This is a genomic window from Pseudoalteromonas rhizosphaerae (genome assembly GCF_028885455.1).
GTDB classification, from domain to species: Bacteria; Pseudomonadota; Gammaproteobacteria; order Enterobacterales; family Alteromonadaceae; genus Pseudoalteromonas; species Pseudoalteromonas rhizosphaerae.
In genome coordinates, this window is the sequence record NZ_CP118496.1 from 4,288,689 (window position 1) to 4,308,461 (window position 19,773).

19 protein-coding genes are annotated in these 19,773 nt (G+C 39.5%); 12 read left to right on the forward strand and 7 right to left on the reverse strand.

Annotated features, from left to right (window positions below):
• Positions 1-75: 75 nt before the first annotated feature.
• The 4 genes from PVK79_RS18585 to PVK79_RS18600 all read right to left on the reverse strand — a co-directional run bounded on the left by PVK79_RS18585 (position 76) and on the right by PVK79_RS18600 (position 5,058).
• Complete coding sequence (locus tag PVK79_RS18585; RefSeq protein ID WP_257326353.1) at positions 76-1,596, reverse strand: hypothetical protein; 1,521 nt, start codon at positions 1,594-1,596, stop codon at positions 76-78.
• Positions 1,596-2,501, reverse strand: a complete 906-nt coding sequence (locus PVK79_RS18590) for an ABC transporter ATP-binding protein (protein WP_145240794.1) — start codon at positions 2,499-2,501, stop codon at positions 1,596-1,598. Before PVK79_RS18590 ends, PVK79_RS18585 begins: the two co-directional genes overlap by 1 nt.
• A 222-nt stretch (positions 2,502-2,723) precedes the next feature.
• Positions 2,724-3,899 carry a hypothetical protein gene (locus PVK79_RS18595; protein WP_257323942.1) on the reverse strand — a complete coding sequence of 392 codons (1,176 nt, stop codon included), beginning with the start codon at positions 3,897-3,899 and terminating at the stop codon, positions 2,724-2,726.
• Between the two features lie 19 nt (positions 3,900-3,918).
• Positions 3,919-5,058 (reverse strand): MBOAT family O-acyltransferase, encoded by a 1,140-nt coding sequence (locus PVK79_RS18600; protein WP_257323943.1) that lies wholly within the window; start codon positions 5,056-5,058, stop codon positions 3,919-3,921.
• A 95-nt stretch (positions 5,059-5,153) separates the two neighbouring features.
• Between PVK79_RS18600 and PVK79_RS18605 the strand changes: the two genes are divergently transcribed.
• The 3 genes from PVK79_RS18605 to PVK79_RS18615 are packed head-to-tail and all read left to right on the forward strand — an operon-like array spanning position 5,154 to position 6,977.
• Entirely contained in the window at positions 5,154-5,531 is a 378-nt protein-coding gene (locus tag PVK79_RS18605; RefSeq protein ID WP_257323944.1) for a hypothetical protein, read from the forward strand.
• Entirely contained in the window at positions 5,518-6,402 is an 885-nt protein-coding gene (locus PVK79_RS18610; RefSeq protein WP_257323945.1) for an IS4 family transposase, read from the forward strand. Before PVK79_RS18605 ends, PVK79_RS18610 begins: the two co-directional genes overlap by 14 nt.
• A 44-nt stretch (positions 6,403-6,446) precedes the next feature.
• A complete protein-coding gene (locus tag PVK79_RS18615; protein WP_257323946.1) occupies positions 6,447-6,977 on the forward strand; it encodes an HD domain-containing protein in 531 nt (176 codons plus the stop codon).
• Positions 6,978-7,183: 206 nt separating this feature from the next.
• Here the strand turns inward: PVK79_RS18615 and PVK79_RS18620 are convergent, their stop codons facing one another.
• Together PVK79_RS18620 and PVK79_RS18625 are read right to left on the reverse strand one after the other, a co-directional pair.
• Positions 7,184-8,182, reverse strand: a complete 999-nt coding sequence (locus PVK79_RS18620) for a cupin domain-containing protein (RefSeq protein WP_257323947.1) — start codon at positions 8,180-8,182, stop codon at positions 7,184-7,186.
• A gap of 18 nt (positions 8,183-8,200) precedes the next feature.
• Positions 8,201-8,941 (reverse strand): SDR family NAD(P)-dependent oxidoreductase, encoded by a 741-nt coding sequence (locus PVK79_RS18625; protein WP_257323948.1) that lies wholly within the window; start codon positions 8,939-8,941, stop codon positions 8,201-8,203.
• A gap of 129 nt (positions 8,942-9,070) precedes the next feature.
• On the opposite strand from PVK79_RS18625, the gene hisD reads away from it, so the two are divergent.
• The 5 genes from hisD to PVK79_RS18650 are packed head-to-tail and all read left to right on the forward strand — an operon-like array spanning position 9,071 to position 13,859.
• On the forward strand, positions 9,071-10,345 hold the full coding sequence (hisD, locus tag PVK79_RS18630) for a histidinol dehydrogenase (RefSeq protein WP_257323949.1): 1,275 nt from the start codon (positions 9,071-9,073) through the stop codon (positions 10,343-10,345).
• Between the two features lie 4 nt (positions 10,346-10,349).
• The gene (locus PVK79_RS18635; RefSeq protein WP_257323950.1) at positions 10,350-11,357 is read left to right on the forward strand and encodes a LacI family DNA-binding transcriptional regulator; all 1,008 of its coding nucleotides are present in this window, start codon (positions 10,350-10,352) and stop codon (positions 11,355-11,357) included.
• Positions 11,358-11,371: 14 nt separating this feature from the next.
• Entirely contained in the window at positions 11,372-12,073 is a 702-nt protein-coding gene (locus PVK79_RS18640) for an alpha/beta fold hydrolase (protein WP_257323951.1), read from the forward strand.
• Positions 12,070-12,840, forward strand: a complete 771-nt coding sequence (locus tag PVK79_RS18645) for an HpcH/HpaI aldolase family protein (RefSeq protein WP_257323952.1) — start codon at positions 12,070-12,072, stop codon at positions 12,838-12,840. The genes PVK79_RS18640 and PVK79_RS18645 overlap by 4 nt, the downstream gene beginning before the upstream one ends.
• Positions 12,837-13,859: an ester cyclase gene (locus PVK79_RS18650; RefSeq protein WP_257323953.1), complete on the forward strand. Its 1,023-nt coding sequence runs from the start codon at positions 12,837-12,839 to the stop codon at positions 13,857-13,859. Before PVK79_RS18645 ends, PVK79_RS18650 begins: the two co-directional genes overlap by 4 nt.
• A gap of 63 nt (positions 13,860-13,922) precedes the next feature.
• On the opposite strand, the gene PVK79_RS18655 is transcribed toward PVK79_RS18650, so the two are convergent.
• Positions 13,923-14,936: an ester cyclase gene (locus PVK79_RS18655; RefSeq protein ID WP_257323954.1), complete on the reverse strand. Its 1,014-nt coding sequence runs from the start codon at positions 14,934-14,936 to the stop codon at positions 13,923-13,925.
• A 238-nt stretch (positions 14,937-15,174) separates the two neighbouring features.
• Here PVK79_RS18655 and PVK79_RS18660 point away from each other — a divergent pair, with 238 nt between their 5' ends.
• Genes PVK79_RS18660 through PVK79_RS18675 form a run of 4 tightly spaced genes read left to right on the forward strand, consistent with a single transcriptional unit; the run spans position 15,175 to position 19,725 of the window.
• Positions 15,175-16,785, forward strand: coding sequence for a sodium:solute symporter family transporter (locus PVK79_RS18660; protein WP_257323955.1), 1,611 nt, complete (start codon positions 15,175-15,177; stop codon positions 16,783-16,785).
• Between the two features lie 10 nt (positions 16,786-16,795).
• Positions 16,796-17,761 (forward strand): nuclear transport factor 2 family protein, encoded by a 966-nt coding sequence (locus PVK79_RS18665; RefSeq protein ID WP_257323956.1) that lies wholly within the window; start codon positions 16,796-16,798, stop codon positions 17,759-17,761.
• A 9-nt stretch (positions 17,762-17,770) separates the two neighbouring features.
• On the forward strand, positions 17,771-18,874 hold the full coding sequence (locus PVK79_RS18670) for a nuclear transport factor 2 family protein (RefSeq protein ID WP_165725249.1): 1,104 nt from the start codon (positions 17,771-17,773) through the stop codon (positions 18,872-18,874).
• Positions 18,871-19,725, forward strand: coding sequence for a nuclear transport factor 2-like protein (locus tag PVK79_RS18675; protein ID WP_257323957.1), 855 nt, complete (start codon positions 18,871-18,873; stop codon positions 19,723-19,725). The genes PVK79_RS18670 and PVK79_RS18675 overlap by 4 nt, the downstream gene beginning before the upstream one ends.
• Positions 19,726-19,773: the final 48 nt, after the last annotated feature.

The following is a 19,773-nucleotide window of genomic DNA, read 5'->3' on the forward strand; positions in this document are numbered from 1 at the left end:
AATGACCCAAAGCCAGCTTTTGCTAAATAAAAGCAAGGTATTGATTGCAACCCTCCCAGTACCTCGCTATAGAAGTCAACGCGTCTGTCTAATACTTACCGTTAGCATTAATAACCCAACTGCAATACCCAAAAAGTAATAAGGCATTCCTGCCTCCCAACTCGCTTGACTGTTCACCCCTAAAAAGTCTAAATATAGTCCACCTTGCAGAGGCCCTATGTACCAAATGACTAGAAACACAACTTCAAACATTCGTTTTGACTGCGTAAATGTACCGCAAAAATAGGCCAACGAAACCATAAACGAAATAGCCACAAACAATTGCACCAGCAACAACCACTCAGCTATGACTACAAACCGCGCAATACTGCCTATACAGGCAAAGGCTAACAATCCCCAACCAGCACTGAAACTAGCCATACTTTGTAATAGCGGTGATTGCTTGCTATAAGCCATAATTTCAATAGTATTTGTTTGCCTCTCTAGCTGCCCTAACGGCGATATAACCAATACACACCACAACAATGACATAGGTAAAAAAAGACTCAGCAACAGGTTCTGATCAACAAAAACTTGGCACACATTCAAAATGACCAATCCGATGAGCCACAGATTTGTTTGCCCTTTAAGCATTAACTTAAACTCTAATCGTAATAAGCGTGTAACAGCGAATGACTTAGTTGCGCCAACAAATATTCTATCGAGTATTCCTGTGACTTTTTCAATTACGCTAACTATTCGCCATTGCTTTTTAATCTCGTTCATTGAGCCATTACTAAAACGATCAAAAAATAAAAATGCTAAGCTTAGAGCTATTGAGCTGACTATCAATAAAGGCAACATTCCTTGGAAGTGCACAGCACTTGGCTCAAACCCATGCCAAACAAATGTTTTTACAGATTCACTAGCTGTTATGCCAACATTGGTACCACCCTGCTCTGTTGGAAAACGCGCAGCAACCTCTATATCTAAACTTTCAAGCACTGCACCAATGCCTGATACTCCTTCAATACTTTGCGTTATCGAGCCAACCCACAAGAAAAAATATACCACATTACCTAACCCCCCTTTGAGCCACGTTATCGACTCAAATAAAATAGCGATTGATGCAATTGCTAATAACAAAGGTAAAACAAACACTAATTGCGGCCAAACGAGTGCCCACACATCAACCTGATAGCTTTCGCCATAATAAAGCTGTATCAACACACTACTGAGCAACATCGCCAATACAATTGAAAATAAAATCAGTATATTTACCCACCACTTAGCGAATAGAAAAGCCTGTTTGCTAATCGACGTTGCTGCAATAAGCTCACACGTTTTTGATTGCCTGTCTAACTCAAGTGCATTTTTAACCAAGTAAAAGCAAATAATTGGTAAGAACATAACATTTAGCATAGCTAAACATACACCAATCCACGCGCTGTTATAAATGCCGCGGTAGCCATTAATCACTAGTGTTTGGTACTGCGCATCAGGGGACGGAAAATACAATAACGTTAATACAGACATAGCCAACAAGGTCACAATATAACTTTGTTGTCGTGTACGTTGTTTAAAGTCAGCGACCATACATTGCCAAATCTGTTTCATTAACCGATCCTCGCTGCGCTGCGAGGTGCTGGTTGCTCGCTAGTAAAATACAAGTAAGCATCTTCGAGTGATGCCGCCCGTACCGTGGCTTTAGAATCAGGGCAATGATCCGCAACAAGGTTTAATTCAAGCTTTCCTTCTTTTCGAATGCTGTGGCTAACAATATACTCATGCTGGATCTGTTTCAGATCCGATGGTTCAATCGTTAATGTCCAACATTTTTCAGCCACTTTTTGCTGTAATACATTCGCTGTTACTGATTGAATAAGTGTGCCACCGCGCACAATGGCAATGCGGTCCGCAATCGATTCAACATCTGACACTATATGCGTGGAGAATATAATGCAACGATCCGCCGCAAGCTCAGTCAATAACTGCCTAAAGTTGGCTCGTTCATGCGGATCAAGACCAACCGTCGGCTCGTCAATGATCAATAATTTAGGATCATTTAATAACGCCTGCGCAATGCCAATGCGTTGTTTCATGCCTCCAGAGTAACCTTTTAGCGGCTGATGTGCTGCGTGGGTTAAATTAAGCTTATTCAGCAAATCATCAATAACACTATTGGCATGTGCATTTTCAAGCCCTTTAAGCCCTGCCATATATTGCAAAAATTCAAACCCCGACAGTTGTTCATACACGCCAAAATATTGAGGTAAATAGCCCAGCTCTTTGCGTAACAATTGTGGTGATTTAACAATATCTTGGCCTTGCCATAAAATAACACCTTGTGTTGGCTTAGTAATGGTAGCCAGAATTCTCATCAAACTAGATTTTCCAGCTCCATTAGGGCCTAACAAGGCTAAAATCCCAGGTTCAACTTGCAAAGATAATGTATTAATTGCGCATTTTGCATCTTTGCTTTTATTATATTGATGACGTAATGATTGAATATCTAATAGCATGAGTGTCTATTCCTAATTAAGTTACACTCATTCAGCAAATATTAAGCCATGTAAATAACAATTAATAATCAACAACTTAAGTTTTAAACTTTTTAAATAAACAATATTGAATAACAACTCTTACCAAATAATGGCGAAAAACATCAACGTGATAAGTTAACGTGTAGTCATTTTTCTCACCCGCTGATGCATTTAACTTATTCAGTCTAACCGCAGTAAAAACTAAAACAAACTTTGATACTGCTCTATTAGATAATCTGTGTAAGCAATATCGCCACGATAACGCGATAAATGCGTGGTATCACGGTACATTTGCGGGGTTATTTGCGGTATATTTTGATGGTTTTTCATTTTAATACCAGTGGCTTGCTCTATTTGCGCTATTACTTCTGCTAAACGTTTTTCAGCCTCTGGTGTTGTTTTTATCCACTTACTGTTTTTTGGCAGCATGATCACTTCAACGTTCTCAGATACACGTTGAAAGTTTTTTACAATATTAATAAAATGCGTAACCAATAATGGTTGAAAATGAAGCTGCTCTATATCTGCACTGCGAATACGACTAAGGCGATCGTTTTTCATTTCGTTATCAGTTTGCGTAACGTGGTAATAGTCGTTAAATATAGCTAACGTTTCTGCTGATCGCTCTTGTGGGATTGTACCGCCCCCTTGCCATTCATAGCTCCATTCTGCGTCCTTATAATTAGGATATTCTTCTACAAATTTTTCACCGAGTAAACGTCCTAAGCGGCGACGCTGCGCAATAGTTTCATCATCATCTTTAAACGTTTGATGCGATTTAGGTGGAAACATCTCTCGACCCAAAAAACTGGTGATCATTTCAGCTGAAATATTGCCGCGCAAATATTTTATATTGAATAATCGTACGCCACGAGTAAGATCATTTTTTGCAATTACCATTAACTCCTGATCATTAGCGAGTAAAGTTAAAAATGAGTCTAAAACTGGGGTCGCTCTGCTCCAGCGCGTTTGCGTGGTTTGAAAAGGATTAAACTCAATCATGGTTAGCTTTATTTTGCGATCTTCTTTGACAAATTCATCCGCAATACGTCGTGATAAAAAATCTTGAAAGTACGGGTTTAGCCCACCAAAGCCAAAGTTAAATGATTTAACTTGCTTACCCCGCTGCGCTAAATCAGCATCAAATTTTCGTGGCGAAAATCCGGCACGCGTCATTGATGAGCCAAAAAACATCACAACATCGTTTGGTTCTTTCACTATTTGTGGCAAAGCTACACGTGACTCAGTAACCCTTGCTATTGCGCCTTGAGTATTTGCTCCCATCCCATGCAAAATAAGATGAATACCGACAAGTGCGAAAGCCATGCATAAGCCAATAACAAGAATCGACTTTCCATATAATTTTTGTGATGTCATTGCTACTCTACCTTGATGATTAGAATTGGAAATAGATAAACTCATTGCTTGGCTCCCCGATAAATAAACATACCCCTTGCCCTAACATCATTAACAGCCAAAATAACCAGGGTTTATTTTCCAGCTTGTCAGCGCCCTTTATTACGTAAAAATCCATAATATGTACAAGTAATACCCACACACTGGTCATTACAAAAATAGTCATTGCGTTGCTTCCAGCTGCTATTGTTGAATTAAATACATGTAAATTAGTAATAATATCTATGGCAGAAGTTAAGTCGTTGGCTGCAAAAAACACCCAACCTATAAGGACTAAATAAAACGTGATGGCCCACTTAATAAAAGTTACAAACAGTGCATTGGATTGATTAAAACGTGCAAATATTTTCAGCCCTGCTAAATAGTGCGTAGCAGTGATAATAGCGCCATGAAATGCGCCCCAAGCAACAAAAGTCCACGCTGCGCCATGCCATAAACCACCCAGTAACATAGTTAAAAACACATTACGGGTGCGGTTATTATTTCTGTTCCCGCCTAATGAAATATATAAATAATCTCGTAACCAAGTCGAGAGTGAAATATGCCAACGACGCCAAAAATCAACCGGAGAAAGTGCGAAGTAAGGCACTCTAAAATTAAGTGGAATACTAAAACCGAGTATCAGCGCAATACCAATTGCCATATCGGTATAACCCGAAAAGTCACCGTATATCTGCCCTGCAAATGCCAATACGCCAGTCCAAAGCTCCAGTGTGCTTATGGGGCCTTTTGCCTCAAAAGCATGTTGTGCAGGGATAGCCAATATATCTGCACCAGTTTTTTTAATCAGCCCCACAGTGATCAGCAAAAAACCATGTTTTACAGCAGTGTACTTAGGCAAGGCGATGGCGTGCATTTGTGGCAAAATATGACTTGCACGAAGAATTGGGCCTGCAACCAGTTGTGGGAAAAACGATAAAGCAGCAACAAATTCAACTAAGCCTTTACGTGGTTTCATATCGCCACGGTAAACATCAATGGTGTAACTTAAACTTTGAAAAGTATAAAAAGAAATACCAACAGGCAGTACCCACCCTAATGTCTCAATGGAGGCATTGTAACCAAGCGTAGATAACAGCTCAGACACAGAATTGAGTACAAAGTCAGCATATTTAAACACCGCTCATAGGTTGGATCTTAAGAAAACTTGAAGTTGAACTCTGTTAATGATCAAATAGTTACGCCAATAAAAAAATGACTAAAAACAGAGTTCACATGCAGATTAACCAAGTTTCAAATCAATTAAAAGCCCTCATCTCAGAAAAGCACCTAATCGCGCTTGCAAAAACCTCTGGGTTTCAAGTCCGTCATCGATGTTTGTCGATTGTTTCTTTACTCAAAGCTGTATTCAAAAGCTTATCTTGCTTGCAAGACGCTAACTTGTCAGATATCCATCAAAACCTTACAACGCAGACTGATTGCACAATCAGTTATAAACCTTTTCATAATCAAATCCGAAAACCAGCCTTGACGGAGCTAGTCCGTGAGCTCGTTATTCAAGCAATGTCTAAATTGACTGTAAACACGCTGGATAAAACCTTTTTTACCCAACGAGGAATACAGCGTGTGCTATTGCAAGATGGCTCTACATGATGAATTAGCGCCGGTTTTTGCAGGTCGCTTTACTGCTGTAAGCCCTGCCGCAATCGAGTTGCATGTTACCTATGACCTATTTAACGAACAGCCTTGCGAAATAGATATCCGTCCTGATGTTGAAACTGAGCGAGCCTTTTTACCGGGTAGTCACACACTTGAAGATACGTTATTACTTGCTGATGCAGGGTATTTTGACTTAGATTACTTTGAGCAAGTATCCCAAGATGGCGGCTACTTTTTGGTTAGAGCGAATAAAAACATCAACCCAACCGTCACATCTGCTTATTGCGCGGGCGTAGAGCTTAAAGAAAAGCATATTAAACTCAAAACCTTGCTCAAAAAGCGTGCTAGTCAGCCACTTGAGTTAACAGTACGCTGGAAGAAAAATGGACCCGAGTACAGGCTTATTTATCTACCCGATGAAAAGCGCCCTGTTTTCCTTGTTACCAATTTAAAAGAAACACAGTTTAACTTTGATGAGTTACTCGATATATACGCGACTCGTTGGCAAATTGAGTTACTTTTCAAAGAGCTAAAGTCATGGAATAACCTTAAAGGGTTTATCACACGAGATCCACACATTGCCGAATCACTGGTTTGGCTGAGCATACTGCAAACACTTATCAAGCGTTTTATCTGCCATAGTGCAGCGACGATGTTTAAGTGTGCGCTCTCGACATTTAGAGCGAGCAAGTGCAGTTATCTTTGGTTGGATGATATTTTGGATTGCATAGAGCAAACACGGTGCAGCCACAAGATAAACCGTGTACTTGAGCTGCTAGCGGTAAATTGTAAGCGGCAATCCATTGAAAAAGAGAGTGACATTTTCCGTTTTAAAATAGGAAGTTATGCGATCAATGTTCCTTAAGAACTAAGCTATGTAAGCTGCTTAGCTTTGTCACATGCAGTGAGTTGCAGCCTTTTATTGATTTTATTTTAACTAAACAAAGCATTTTACAAAAATTCATACAAGCACCGGCTAGCCTAAACCACCATCACTCTTATACTCATGGATTGTTTGAGCACAGTATAGAGGTAGCTGAAATTGCATTTAATAATGCTAAACACTTAAATCATTCCAGTATTGAATGCCAAGCTGCATTAGTAGCTGGCTTATTTCACGATATTGGTAAAATATTTGTCATGCTACATCAAGCCAACGATCGCTATATACCAGGACCACACGAAGGTTATAACTTTGCTATCTTAGCTGAACCTTTAGCGAAGCTAGGCAGTCGTAATAGGCAATTGCTGGAGTTATTAAGCAGTTTATTAGCTGCCAAGCCATCTGGCTATAAAGCGAGATATGCAATTGAGCATATTGTGCAACAAGCTGACCGATGCTCTTCTGAATCAGCTTTTATACATGCTAAATTTCAAGAGCTTCCTGATTATTACCATTTTTGTAAAGTTGGCGATAAAGTTCTTAAAAGAATGAGTTAACGTTTTAAAATATTATTTTGTTAGAAACATAGCGGGCTCTATTAACATTAATTGAGTAACAATATTCTTTAAATGAATCTACGAATTAAAAATATAAAGCACATAATAATTAGCTCAAACTTTGGCTAACATTTAATCCAGCTTTAGTGCTAGCTTGTTAACGTAAGTTTGAACTATAACTGACTATTTATTTAAAGAGTAAATAGTTAAATAAACTCCGGGTTTTTTGGTGAGTCATTTCGGCGAGTTACATATACAAGGCAATCACCTTGCGCTTGATTACTAAAAGCTCTGCTATGCTCAATAGGTACTGAAAAAGTGTCACCTGGAGTAAGCGTTAATACTTCATCGCCTAAATCAATGGTTAAGCTACCTTGATGAACAAAAATAACCTCTTCTTCAAAACGAACGTGCTTTGCTATATTTGCATTTGGTTGTAGTTTTAACGCTGATATATTAAATCCATGTGGCCAATTTAGTTGTGTTTGAATAGGCGTATCGGCATTTAAATTACCAACTAGCGGTGCTTCATAAACACCTTCGAATTGGCTTAGGTAAGAGTGCTTGTTCCAATAAAAATCACTTGCTTTAACCACCGTTTTCGCAAGTTCTTCATCTGTTATTATCCGATGCTGTGCTATTTGTTCGTTGCTTGTAACAGCCATTGGGCTAACCCCATCAGGGGCTTTTTCATTGAGCGTTGTATCTACTAAACTGCCATTTTCTAGCAAAATAAGACCAAACTCTTTTGCCATATCAAAAACTTGAGGAGCCCATAACACTCTACCTGGATCGTCACTGCCAAGCACAGCATATAAGTAGCCAATACCATTGCCTACGTTTTCAAACCCTCTAAAAATATCTAAAGGTATCGAAATAATATCGCCTTCATTTAAAATTACCTTAGCATCTTTACCGTCTACACCGGTATAAAATGCCCATGTGCCACTGTGAACTACAAAAATTTCTTCTGTTAAATGGCTATGCTGCGAGTTTAAGCACCCAGCAGGTTGGCGAGCACCACCAATATTAAACCCATGAGGTATAGAAATATGCACATGCTGATTAGGATTCTCTGCAACACCAGGACCTATAATCGTGAAGTTTTCTTTTTGATCGCTACCAGGCGATCGCGTATCAATAAAGGCGTTCTTACACGGAATTAAATCATCGTATCTTACTAAGCGATCTTCAAATAAACTCATTACTCTCTCCTAAATTAATTACTGGGCGGTCCAGCCGCCATCAATTTTTATACTCGTTCCTGTGATCATTGCAGACAGCTCACTCAGCAAAAATACACAGGCATTTGCTACATCATCCGTTTGGGCAATTTTTTTCATTGGGATCATGTCATAAACAAATTTTTTGAAATCAGGATTTTCAAGCATTGGCCTAGTCATTGGGGTTTCAACAAACGTAGGAGCAACCGTATTAACACGTACATTTTGTGTTGCTAGTTCAACAGCTAACGCCTTTGTTAGGCCTTCCACTGCATGTTTACTCATGCAGTACAAAGTACGATTAGGCGACCCCACAAACCCCATTTGAGATGACATATTAACCACAGCACCGGCACCAGAGTTAATTAAGGCTGGTAATGCCGCTTGGCTTATTCGATAAACACTGCGAATATTCATTGAAATAACATCGTCAATATTCTCATCAGTTTGCTCAAGCATTGGCGCTACACGGTTAATACCTGCGTTGTTAAGTAAACCGTCTAATTTAACAAGCCCGCGTAAACGCTCATAAAAAGCATCACTGTTTATATCAAGCGGCCAGATTTCTATTTGCGAAGGAGCATATTGCTTGAGCTGCTCCAAATCGTGTTTTGTACGCGCCACAGCAATTATATTTGCCCCCGCATCTACACACTTTTGTACGCACGATTTACCAATGCCTTTACCCGCACCCGTTATCAAAATGGTTTTACCAAGTAAAAGAGTTTTATCAAATCCCATTTGTTCACCTAAAACCTATATTGCATTCGAAGTCATTATTAATTAGAGTAACCCTAGATGCAAGACATTATTTAACCAGAACGTCTCATCAACAGTGTATAAAACAACTAGTCACTAAGGATATAAACAATGATAAAGCATTTAAAGAAAGGTCAGCCTGCTGACTCAAAACAAAAACAAAATCAATCAGTAAGAGATATTGTAGAAAACATTTTAGCGCGCGTTGAATCCGAAGGTGATACTGCTATTCGTGAGTATTCTGAAAAATTCGACAAGTGGACTCCGGAGTCTTTCAAGCTTTCTGGTGACGAAATTCAAGCATGCTATGCACAGCTTGATGATCAATTAATAGAAGATATTAAATGGGCACAAAGCCAAGTCCGTAATTTTGCTCAAATTCAACGCGACTCAATGAAAGACGTTGAAGTAGAAACGCTACCTGGCGTTACGCTTGGTCATAAACATATAGCAATGGACAGCGTAGGTTGTTACGTACCAGGTGGGAAATATCCACTACTAGCCTCTGCACACATGAGTGTATTAACGGCTAAAGTAGCCGGTGTTAAACGTGTTATCGCCATGGCTCCGCCTTTTAATGGCAAGCCATCACCAGAAATAGTGGTTGCAATGGACATGGCTGGTGCTGATGAAATTTACTGCCTGGGTGGTGTACAAGCTGTAGCCGCAATGGCAATTGGTACACAAACTATTGCCCCCGTAGATATGATTGTAGGCCCAGGTAATGCCTTTGTAGCCGAAGCTAAACGCCAGTTATTTGGCCGAGTTGGTATTGATTTATTTGCAGGCCCTACCGAGACTCTAGTCATTGCTGATGACAGTGTTGATGGCGAACTGTGTGCTGCCGATTTACTAGGTCAAGCTGAGCACGGCCCTACCTCACCTGCTATCTTACTTACTAACTCTGAGCAATTAGCAGTTGATACTATGGCTGAAGTAGAGAGACAGCTTACCATTTTACCTACTGCAGATATTGCGGGTGTAGCATGGAAAGATCATGGTGAAGTTATTGTATGCGACACCTATGAAGAAATGATAGAAGTGGCTAACGACCTTGCATTCGAGCATGTGCAAATCATGACAAATAATATCGAGTACTTTAAAGACAACATGCAAAACTTTGGGGCATTATTTTTAGGACCACAAACTAACGTTTCTTATGGTGATAAATGCATTGGCACGAACCATACACTACCCACAGGTAAAGCAGCGCGTTATACTGGTGGACTATGGGTAGGAAAATTCATAAAAACTTGTACTTTCCAACAAGTAACAGAAGAAGCTTCGGTTGTTGTTGGTGAGTATTGTTCACGCTTATGTGCTGCAGAAGGGTTCGCTGGCCACAAAGAACAAGCAGACATACGAGTAAGACGATATAGGAAATAAATCATTGTCAAAGCAAAAACGAGTCACCTCATATGATGTAGCCCGCGAAGCGGGTGTATCACAATCGGCGGTATCACGTGTATTTAGACCCGGATTTAGCGTGTCTAAAAAAACGCGAGAAAAGGTGATCACAACAGCCAATGAAATGGGCTACAGACCTAATGCCATTGCTCGCATGTTGATCACTAAACAGTCTGGTATGGTTGCGGTTATTTTATCATCGCGAGCAAACTTGAATTACCCTGAGGTACTCTCTGAGCTTAACAAAGAGTTGGCACTTAACAATAAACGAGTGCTGCTCTTTACTCTTGATGACGCAGACGAACTAGATGAATTACTCGAAAACATTTGGACCTTTCAGGTTGATGGCGTAATTGCTCTAGCGGCTCACTTTGATAGTAAAAGCCTAGATTTATTTGCTAAACACAGCACACCCATTGTGCTTTATAACCGTAATGTGCCTGAATCGAATGCAAACACAGTTTGCTGTAATCACGATAAAGGTATTAAACAGCTAATTGATTTATTACACCAATCTAACCATAAGTCGTATTTAATTATTGCTGGTCCAGATGACTCTGATGTAGCCAACGAGCGTCGTGAAATAGCTCAAAATTATTTACACATTTTAGGTATCCAAAATACGCCTGTTATTTATGGTGATTATGGTTATAAATCAGCACGAAGTGCATTAGAAGATTGGTTAAAAACAAACCCCCTACCCGATGCTATTATTTGCAGTAACGATGTAATGGCCATTGGCGTAATTGATGAAATCAAACAAAACTTAAACTTAAGCGTACCCGACGATGTGTCGGTGGTAGGGTTTGATGGTATTAGTGCTGCGTCTTGGTACAACTATCAAATAACCACAATACAACAACCTATGAAACAGCTAACTAAAGCCGCTGTAGATATACTCATGGAACGTATTGAAAACCCTCAAGCCGCTGCTGAAGCACGAGTTTTTACCGGTTCATTAATTACAGGGAACTCTATTAAAACACGCTAAATTAAGGAATTTTTGTGGCCAAAAATCCTGTTTATATTTTACCTGGTACTATGTGTAACCACCGTATGTTTGAAGCACAAATAATTGTCCTTCAAAATGCGGGTTATACCCCTCACGTTATTCCCTTTACAGAGCAAACAAGCATTGCACAAATGGCTGAGCTTACTAAAACCATAGCCCTAGAGTCTGCTCCTTTTATTGGTTTTTCAATGGGTGGCATTGTTGCCCTTGCGCTTTTAAAATCAAACCCTGAGCTTATACAGTCGCTGTGTTTAATTTCCAGCAATAGTTTGGCAGATAAACCAGAGCGTCCACTTATTAGGCAAAAGCAAATCAAGCAGGCACAAGCAACTAGTACTACTGATGTGCTAAAGCACGACTTTATGCCGCATTATTTCCACCAGCCAAACTTAGAGCACAACAAGCTTGTATTAAAAATGGCAAATGAGCTTGGCTTTAACGCTTTTAGTGCACAATTAAATGCTCTTTCAACGCGCGAAGATACCTTAAACGTTATTGAAAAAACCAATAAAAAATTACTATTTGTTGGTGGTGAGCATGACGTTTTATGTCCTAGTACTATTCAAAAAACAATGCATAACGCCTGCCCTAATAGCGATCTTATTTTATTAGGTAATTGTGGGCATTTCGTACCGCTTGAAAGAAGTAACACCCTAAACGCACTACTCTTAGATTGGCTGGAGTCTATTAAATGAATTTAAAACAAAAGTTAAATGCTCAACAATTGCTATTAGGCACATTTATAAAAAGTACCCATTATCATAATACCGAAGTACTTTCTCACACTAATCTCGATGTCTTGTGTTTAGACGCAGAGCATGCCCCGTTTGATCGAGGTGATTTAGACAGTTGTATTATGGCTGCACGCACTAAAAATATGCCGACCCTGATTCGCGTAAGTAGTACCGATCACGCCACTATACTTAGCAGTTTAGATATCGGTGCTAACGGCCTAGTACTACCTCACATTAAAACGCCAGAGCAAGCAAAATCGATTATTAAAAACTGTTTTTATGGCAACAACGGTAGAGGTTATGCAGGTTCAAGCCGCTTTGCAGGCTATACCACACATGCATTAACCGATAACTTAGCAACCAACAAGTCATCTACCTGTATTATTGCCCAAATAGAGGATGCAGACGCGCTTGAGAACATCGATGAATTGTGCCAAATGGACGAGATTGACTGTATTTTTATAGGCCGAATGGATTTAACTATTTCCCTTGGTGAAACCAATCCAAGTGCTCCTGCTGTTATTGATGCCGTTACTAAAATAGCTAACGCAGCAGCAAAATATAATAAATGCTGTGGCATGTTTGTTGGTAATTTAAGTGAGCTAAGTCACTGGCAATCGCTAGGCGTAAGTTTTTATTTATTAGGCTCTGATCATAGCTTTTTACTCAGTGGTGCTAAGCAATTACGTGCAGACTTTGAATCAGCTACAAGTGAATCAAAAATATGAGTATTCATAATAAAAATAAAGAGTTAATTAAAAGCTTCAGAAACGCACTTTATAACTTCAATATAAATTTGCTCAAAAAGGAAGTTACAAACTTATTTACTAATGACGCATTAATACAACTTTGCTACCCGTTTGAAACACTCGCAAACCCTAATGCACTCATTGAAGATGTTTATAAACCCCTTAGCAATGCATTTGTTGGCCTTGAACGTCGCGATACTATTGTAATGGCAGGTAGCTCTATAAACGACTCTGATTGGATTGGCTGCTGCGGATACTATACCGGCTCATTCGAAAAGCCATGGCTAGGCATTCCACCCACAGGGCATCAAGTAAGTATGCGCTTTCATGAGTTTTATCGTATAAAAAATAGCAAAGTGGTGGAATTACAAACTATTTGGGATATTCCAGAAGTAATGATGCAAGCAAACGTATGGCCACTTTCTCCGAGCTTAGGTAAAGAGTGGCATGTGCCAGGGCCTGCCACACAAGATGGGTTAAGCACCCATCCTTATAATAGCGAACAAGCTGCGCAAAGTTTAAAGCTTGTGGGCGATATGTGTGAGCACCTTGGATTTTATGCTAAAGGTGGCATTGAAGCCATGAAACTAGAGCAGTTTTGGCATCCGCATTGTAGCTGGTATGGGCCAAGCACAATAGGCACTGCACGCGGTATAAAAGGCTTTAGAAATTGGCATCAAATCCCCTTTTTAAATGCCCTACCCAACCGGGTTGGCGATGCAAGTAAAGGCTATTTATTTGCCGATGAAAACTACGTAGGGTTTACTGCATGGCCTGGTATGAGCATGGCTATTAGTAACGATGGTTGGTTAGGTATTGCGCCCGCAAATCAACAAATAACCATGCGTAGTCTCGACTTTTGGCGAGCCGAAAATAACTTAATTCGCGAAAACTGGGTGCTGATAGATATGCTTGATGTTTACAATCAAATTGGAGTTGATGTATTAGCTCGTATGAAAGAACTAACTAAAGCGCGCTATTTAAACTTTGCGCCTTAGCCTCTTATAACCGTTATAAAAGAAAAGCTCTGTAATACAGAGCTTTTTTACAGCTTAAACAGGCTACGCCCTCGGATTAGCAATACTTTGTGTGCGTTTTAAAATATCTAAGCCTTGTTGTTTTAACCAATACGGTAAGTCAATAATTACCCAGTTTTCAACTAGCTTATCACCTTCACGATGATATACATCAACCACGCGCATATCGGCAGGAGTATTCGCTCCAGGTAAACCTAAAAAGCCACCAATGGCGGTATTCGTTAAGTTTGGCCAACCAAAAAAGCATGCATATTCATCCTCAGCAAACCGGCAAATATGGCCATTAAATACTTTACCCGTTAACCCTTCTCTAAACGGATACATATGTTGTTGCTGATAACGCTCAATTGTATATGTAGCACCAATACCCGCAGGGCCATACCAAACCATGTTCTCATCCCACGTTTTAGCTAACACTTCGGGTGGGCAGGTATTTATACCGCTTTGATTAAGCGCGGTTAGGTTATCAATCATCTGATTAACCAAGTTCATTGTGCGCGTACTTTGCTCATCGCTCCCTTCACCTAAACGAACTCCATCGTGGGTACGTGGCCCAGGGTAAGTAAAATATTGCCCGGTAGAGAGTGGTAATGGGTTTAAACCGACTTGTAGCATCACCCCAATAATATCGACAAAAAAACCAGTTTGAATAATTTTACCGGCTTTAACACAGTTAAATTCAGCGTAGCGAATTGTCGCCAATTTATGAGAAGGTGCAATACCTAACCAGTCACGATCAAAGAGGCCCATAAAGTGCCCCATACTCATTACCCACTCGCCGCCATCGGCTTCGCTTTGTCCTGCAATAAAAATATCTTCACGGCGTTGAAGTGCTTTAAAAGAATGAAATAAAGGCTGCCACACATGTTCAATTACATCATTGACATTATTTAATTCATTAAACGGATGCACACCTTTAAAGCTGTAATTATCTGCCAAGTATTCTTTAAATACAGCATTTAAATCATTACCTTGTGTTTTTTCTAATGCAGCATGAAACTGACGAACCAACTGCTTATTATTAATTATTTCTGTCATGATGTTCCCTTGTTGTTTACGCAATCAAATTAACACTCTCAAACCGCAAATAAATACGTCTTGCTAAAATGTATTCTATTTAAAGAGTAATTAAAAGCCTGTAAATATTAAGTTGTAAATCGATTTAAAATAATACTAATGACAATTGACTTCGAAGTCAAAGTGATTCATGATGATTCAAAATAAAAAGTATAAATAGGCTAATTAGCCCGTAATACCTAATCTAACAGGATTAATTATGAATGATTTTGGATTATTGAATTGGAGTATTCTCGTCGGGTACATTATTGCGAACCTCATACTTGGGTTTGTAATAAGTAAAAAAGTGAGTACTGCTAATGATTTTTATATTGGCCGAAAAAATACACCTTGGTGGGCTATTGGTATATCGGTAGTGGCAACCTATATTAGTGCGCTTACATTTTTAGGTGCGCCAGCGTGGTCTTACAAAGAGGGTTTATCTGTTATTGCCATACACTTAAACTACCCACTCGTTATTGTGGCTGTTGTGTGTTTGTTTTTTCCGTTTTTTTACAATGCAGGTGTCGCCTCAATATACGAATACCAAGAGCGTCGTTTTGGTAAAAAAGCGCGGATTTTAATCTCTACAATTTGGCTTATTTCACAAACAATGGGATCAGCCGCCGTACTTTATGCAACCTCTTTGGTACTTGCCTTTATAGTTGATATAAACGTTATTACCGCCATATTTTTAGTCACTATTATTGCGCTTATATATACTATGCTTGGAGGTATAACAGCCGTAATATGGACCGATGTTATTCAGTCAGGGATCTTATTTATTGGTGCAGGTATTATTATGTATGCACTTATTACCTCGATGGATGGCTCGTTTAGCTCAACACTTACTGAGTTAAAAGCACAAGGTAAGTTAGATCCTCTTAATTTCTCATTCGACTTCACTAAAGTCACCACCGTTTGGTCTGGCGTGCTGGCTATGTCGCTCTACCACATCACCGTTTATGGTACTAACCAAATGATGGTGCAACGTACTCTAGCAGCTAAAAATATTGGTGATGCTAAAAAGTCGTACTTACTAATGGGCTTTATTGCATTCTTTATTTATCTGTTTTTTATATTTATGGGCGTGTTGTTTTACAGCTACTACGGCGGCCGTACATTTGAAAACGACAACTTAATTATTTTACAGTTTGCAGCCGATTATGGCCTACCAGGATTAATGGGAATAATAGCGGCAGCAGTAATGGCTGCTTCTATGTCGAGCCTTGATTCAGCACTTAACTCGCTTTCAACAATTAGCACTATCGACTTTTACAAAAAGTATTATGCACCTGAAAAAAACGACGCACATTATTTAGCTGCAACACGTTTATTTACCCTTGGCTGGGCAATCATCATCATTGTACCCGCCATTATGTATCACCTTTACAGTGAAGGCTCCATTTTAGAAATACTCACCAAGGTAGGCTCATACTTTGTAGGTGCTCAGCTAGGTATGTTTGCACTAGGATTTTTCTCTAAACACACCACTGAAAAAGGCCTACTTATTGGCACATTAGTATCGTTTGTAACCGTTGCAATATGCGCCCTTTACACCGATATAGCATGGCCTTGGTATTGTGCCATCGGTGCCATGACGTGTGTTGTATTTAGTATTACATTAAGTATCGCTTTTGATGGTTTTCAAGAGGAATACAACGAATACACCATTAAAGGCCAACTAAAAGTATTTAAAGAGCAAAATCGTCCAGAAAAAGAAAATGGTTGGTATTTAGTTCCAGGTAAATTTGACTCAATAAACTACTGGTTACTCGGCTTTTTTGTAGTGAGCTTCGCGTTTCTCATGTTATTTGAACATTTTGTATAAGGTGAAATAAATGAATATTTTAGAACAACTTTTTGAAAACTTCAGCGCTGCAGAATTACCAAACCAAGCATTGCTTGCTGATACCGTTCAATGGCAGGTAAGCCACCCTTTTGTACCAATTACATCTAAACAAAATGTAATTAATAATTACTTTGGAGTGCTTAAAAACTCATTACCCGATATAGAGCGTAAACCCTTTATTTCTATTGAGGGCGACTACAAAGGTGAGCAATGGATATGCGCAACAGGTTACTTTACTGGCACATTTACAAAACCGTTATTAGGTATTCCAGCCAGCGGTAAAAGTATTTTTATTCGCTATAGCGAAATGGCTCAAATAGAAAACAATAAAGTAATTAACGTTTATACCTTTTTAGATTTAATCGATGTAATGAACCAAGTGGGCGTAAATCCATTGCGTCCAAGCTTAGGTTATCCGGGTTTAATAATGCCCCCCACTACACTTGATGGTGTGCCTGCTACAGCTAAAAACGACGAACTAAGTAAAACCAACGAACAGCTCGTAATCGATATGCTTACAGAGCTTGGCCGCTACGATGGTAAAGACCTGTACAGCATTAATTTAGAAAAATACTGGCACCCAGATTTTATTTGGTATGGCCCTGCAGGTATAGGAACAACCCGAGGCATTAGTGGTTTTAGAGAACACCACCAAGCTCCATTTTTAAAAGGGTTCCCTGATCGTGGGATCAATAAAACACTCTGTTTAGTAAGCCACGACAATTTTGTAGCAACGGGCGGCTGCCCGCATATGTACGGTACTCATACTGGGGATGACTGGCTAGGTTTACCTGCATCGGGTAATAAGCTGTTTCCGCGTGTTATGGATTTTTGGCGCTGCGAAAACGGTATTTTAAAAGAGAACTGGGTCGCTATCGATATTCCTCACTTATTAGAAGGAATGGGTATTGATATATTCGAGAAAATGCAAAATAAAATAGCAGCAGCAAACTAAGAGATATTTATGAGCACACAAAACACAATTACCCAACCTTACTGGCTGCCTTTATCAAGCGTATTAAATCCGCAAAGTAAAAAACAGCAAACGCTTGTCGGGTTTGACGAAGAGTTTGTTGATATTGTTGATTACATTTTACGTATTACGCACCGCATTTGGGAGCAAAAAAACATTGGTTTATGTTATCGCTATTACGCTGATGTATGTCCTGTTTTTACACTGGGTGCTTACGGCGAAAATATTGAAGATGTTATTCAAGGCACACTTAAAACCATTGCCGCATTCCCAGATAGAAGCCTAATTGGCGAAAATGTTATTTTTTCAGAAGATGGCAACGAGCATTATTACTCATCACACTTAATTAGCAGTGTGATGAGTAATACCGGTAACTCAGAATTTGGCCCAGCTACAAATAAAACAGGCCGAGTAACCACCATTGCCGACTGCGTTTGTTTTGAAAATAAAATAGTAAAAGAATGGCTAGTACGCGACAACGGCTTTTTAGTTAAACAACTTGGTCTTAATATTATCAATGTAGCCAAACACATGGCCAAAGTACCAAGTAAAGAAAAACACATACAATGGCTTGATGAAGAGTTTACCCGGGTACAAGCAATTGATCACCGCACGCCAAGCACTCCAATTTTAGACGGTGAACTGGCCGCATTTGCGCATAACTGGCTAGATACGTTATTTAACCAAAAGCAATTTGCCAAAATACACGAGTTTTATAGCCTAACAGCCACACAACAATGGCCAAGTGGCAGAATGGCAACCGGCCTTGCACAAATAAATGGCGTATTTATACAATTTTTTGCTAATTGCCCTAATGCCAAACTAACCCTCGACCACTTAGCAATTACACCCTTTGATGAAAGCACTACAGATGTAGCAATTCGCTGGTCACTTGCGGGGCATTTCAATCCACAAAGCTGTGAATTAAGTGAGCTAAAAAATCTTCCTTATTTTGTGTTGGGCGCCTCACATTTACGCATCAAAAATCAAAAGATTATTGAAGAAGTCACCGTTTTTGACGAAGTTGCGCTACTCGCAAACCTATTTAGGTCACACGCATTAAATAGCCAAACAGAATTGGAGGTAAATGCATGATCAACGCAATTATCGATTTATACACCAAAGCAGATATTAAAACTATTTCAGGTAAATTGTTGCGTAGTAGCCGTTGGCAACAACATCACTTTACCGCGATGGGGTCATTGCAAGCACAACCGCTATGGCTTGATTTTTTGGCGCAATATGGCGTATCAGAATTAATATCTAAAACGCACAGTAAAGGCCAGGAACTTGAGACTTTACAGCTGATATTACAACCTAAAAAATTACTAAAACCAGTAAGACTCTCGTTTGTAATTAAGCACAATAATACCTTCATAAAATCAGTAAAATGTGTTGTTGATACGCTATTATTGGCTAACAACGAATTTACAGGTGAGGCAAGTAATAATACGCTGGTGATCCCTAAGTTACCTGAAAGCGACCCTATTATGGTTTGCGATTTAGATAACCAGCTGCACCCTACGACCTTTCATGCAACGCCCAGTGATATTTGTGAATTACCAACGCAAACTGCCGAAACATTAAATAATTGGTGGCAAATTTGGCAGCTTAATAACTTAGCGAATTTTGAAAGTGTTTATGCTAAAAATGCAGACGTTATTCTTGCTGGCAGTAACGATACACAATCAAAAGATGCGCTGTTAAATTGCCATTTAGCGCTTTCACAAACCCTAAGCAGATGCTACGCCCAATTAGAAACCGTACAGTTTGACAGTGCCTTAAACCAAGCAACAATTTGCTGGACACTCGATGGGACTTTTAATGCTAAAAACGTACGCGTTCGCCAACAAATACTCACCGTTATTACAATTACTAACACTCTAATATCAAGCGAAGTAATGCAATTTGACACCCTCGCGTTAAATCAGCAATTCGCACTGTAAACACTTATTACTTCCCTTCAAGCGCTCACTGAGCGCTTTTTTTGTTTA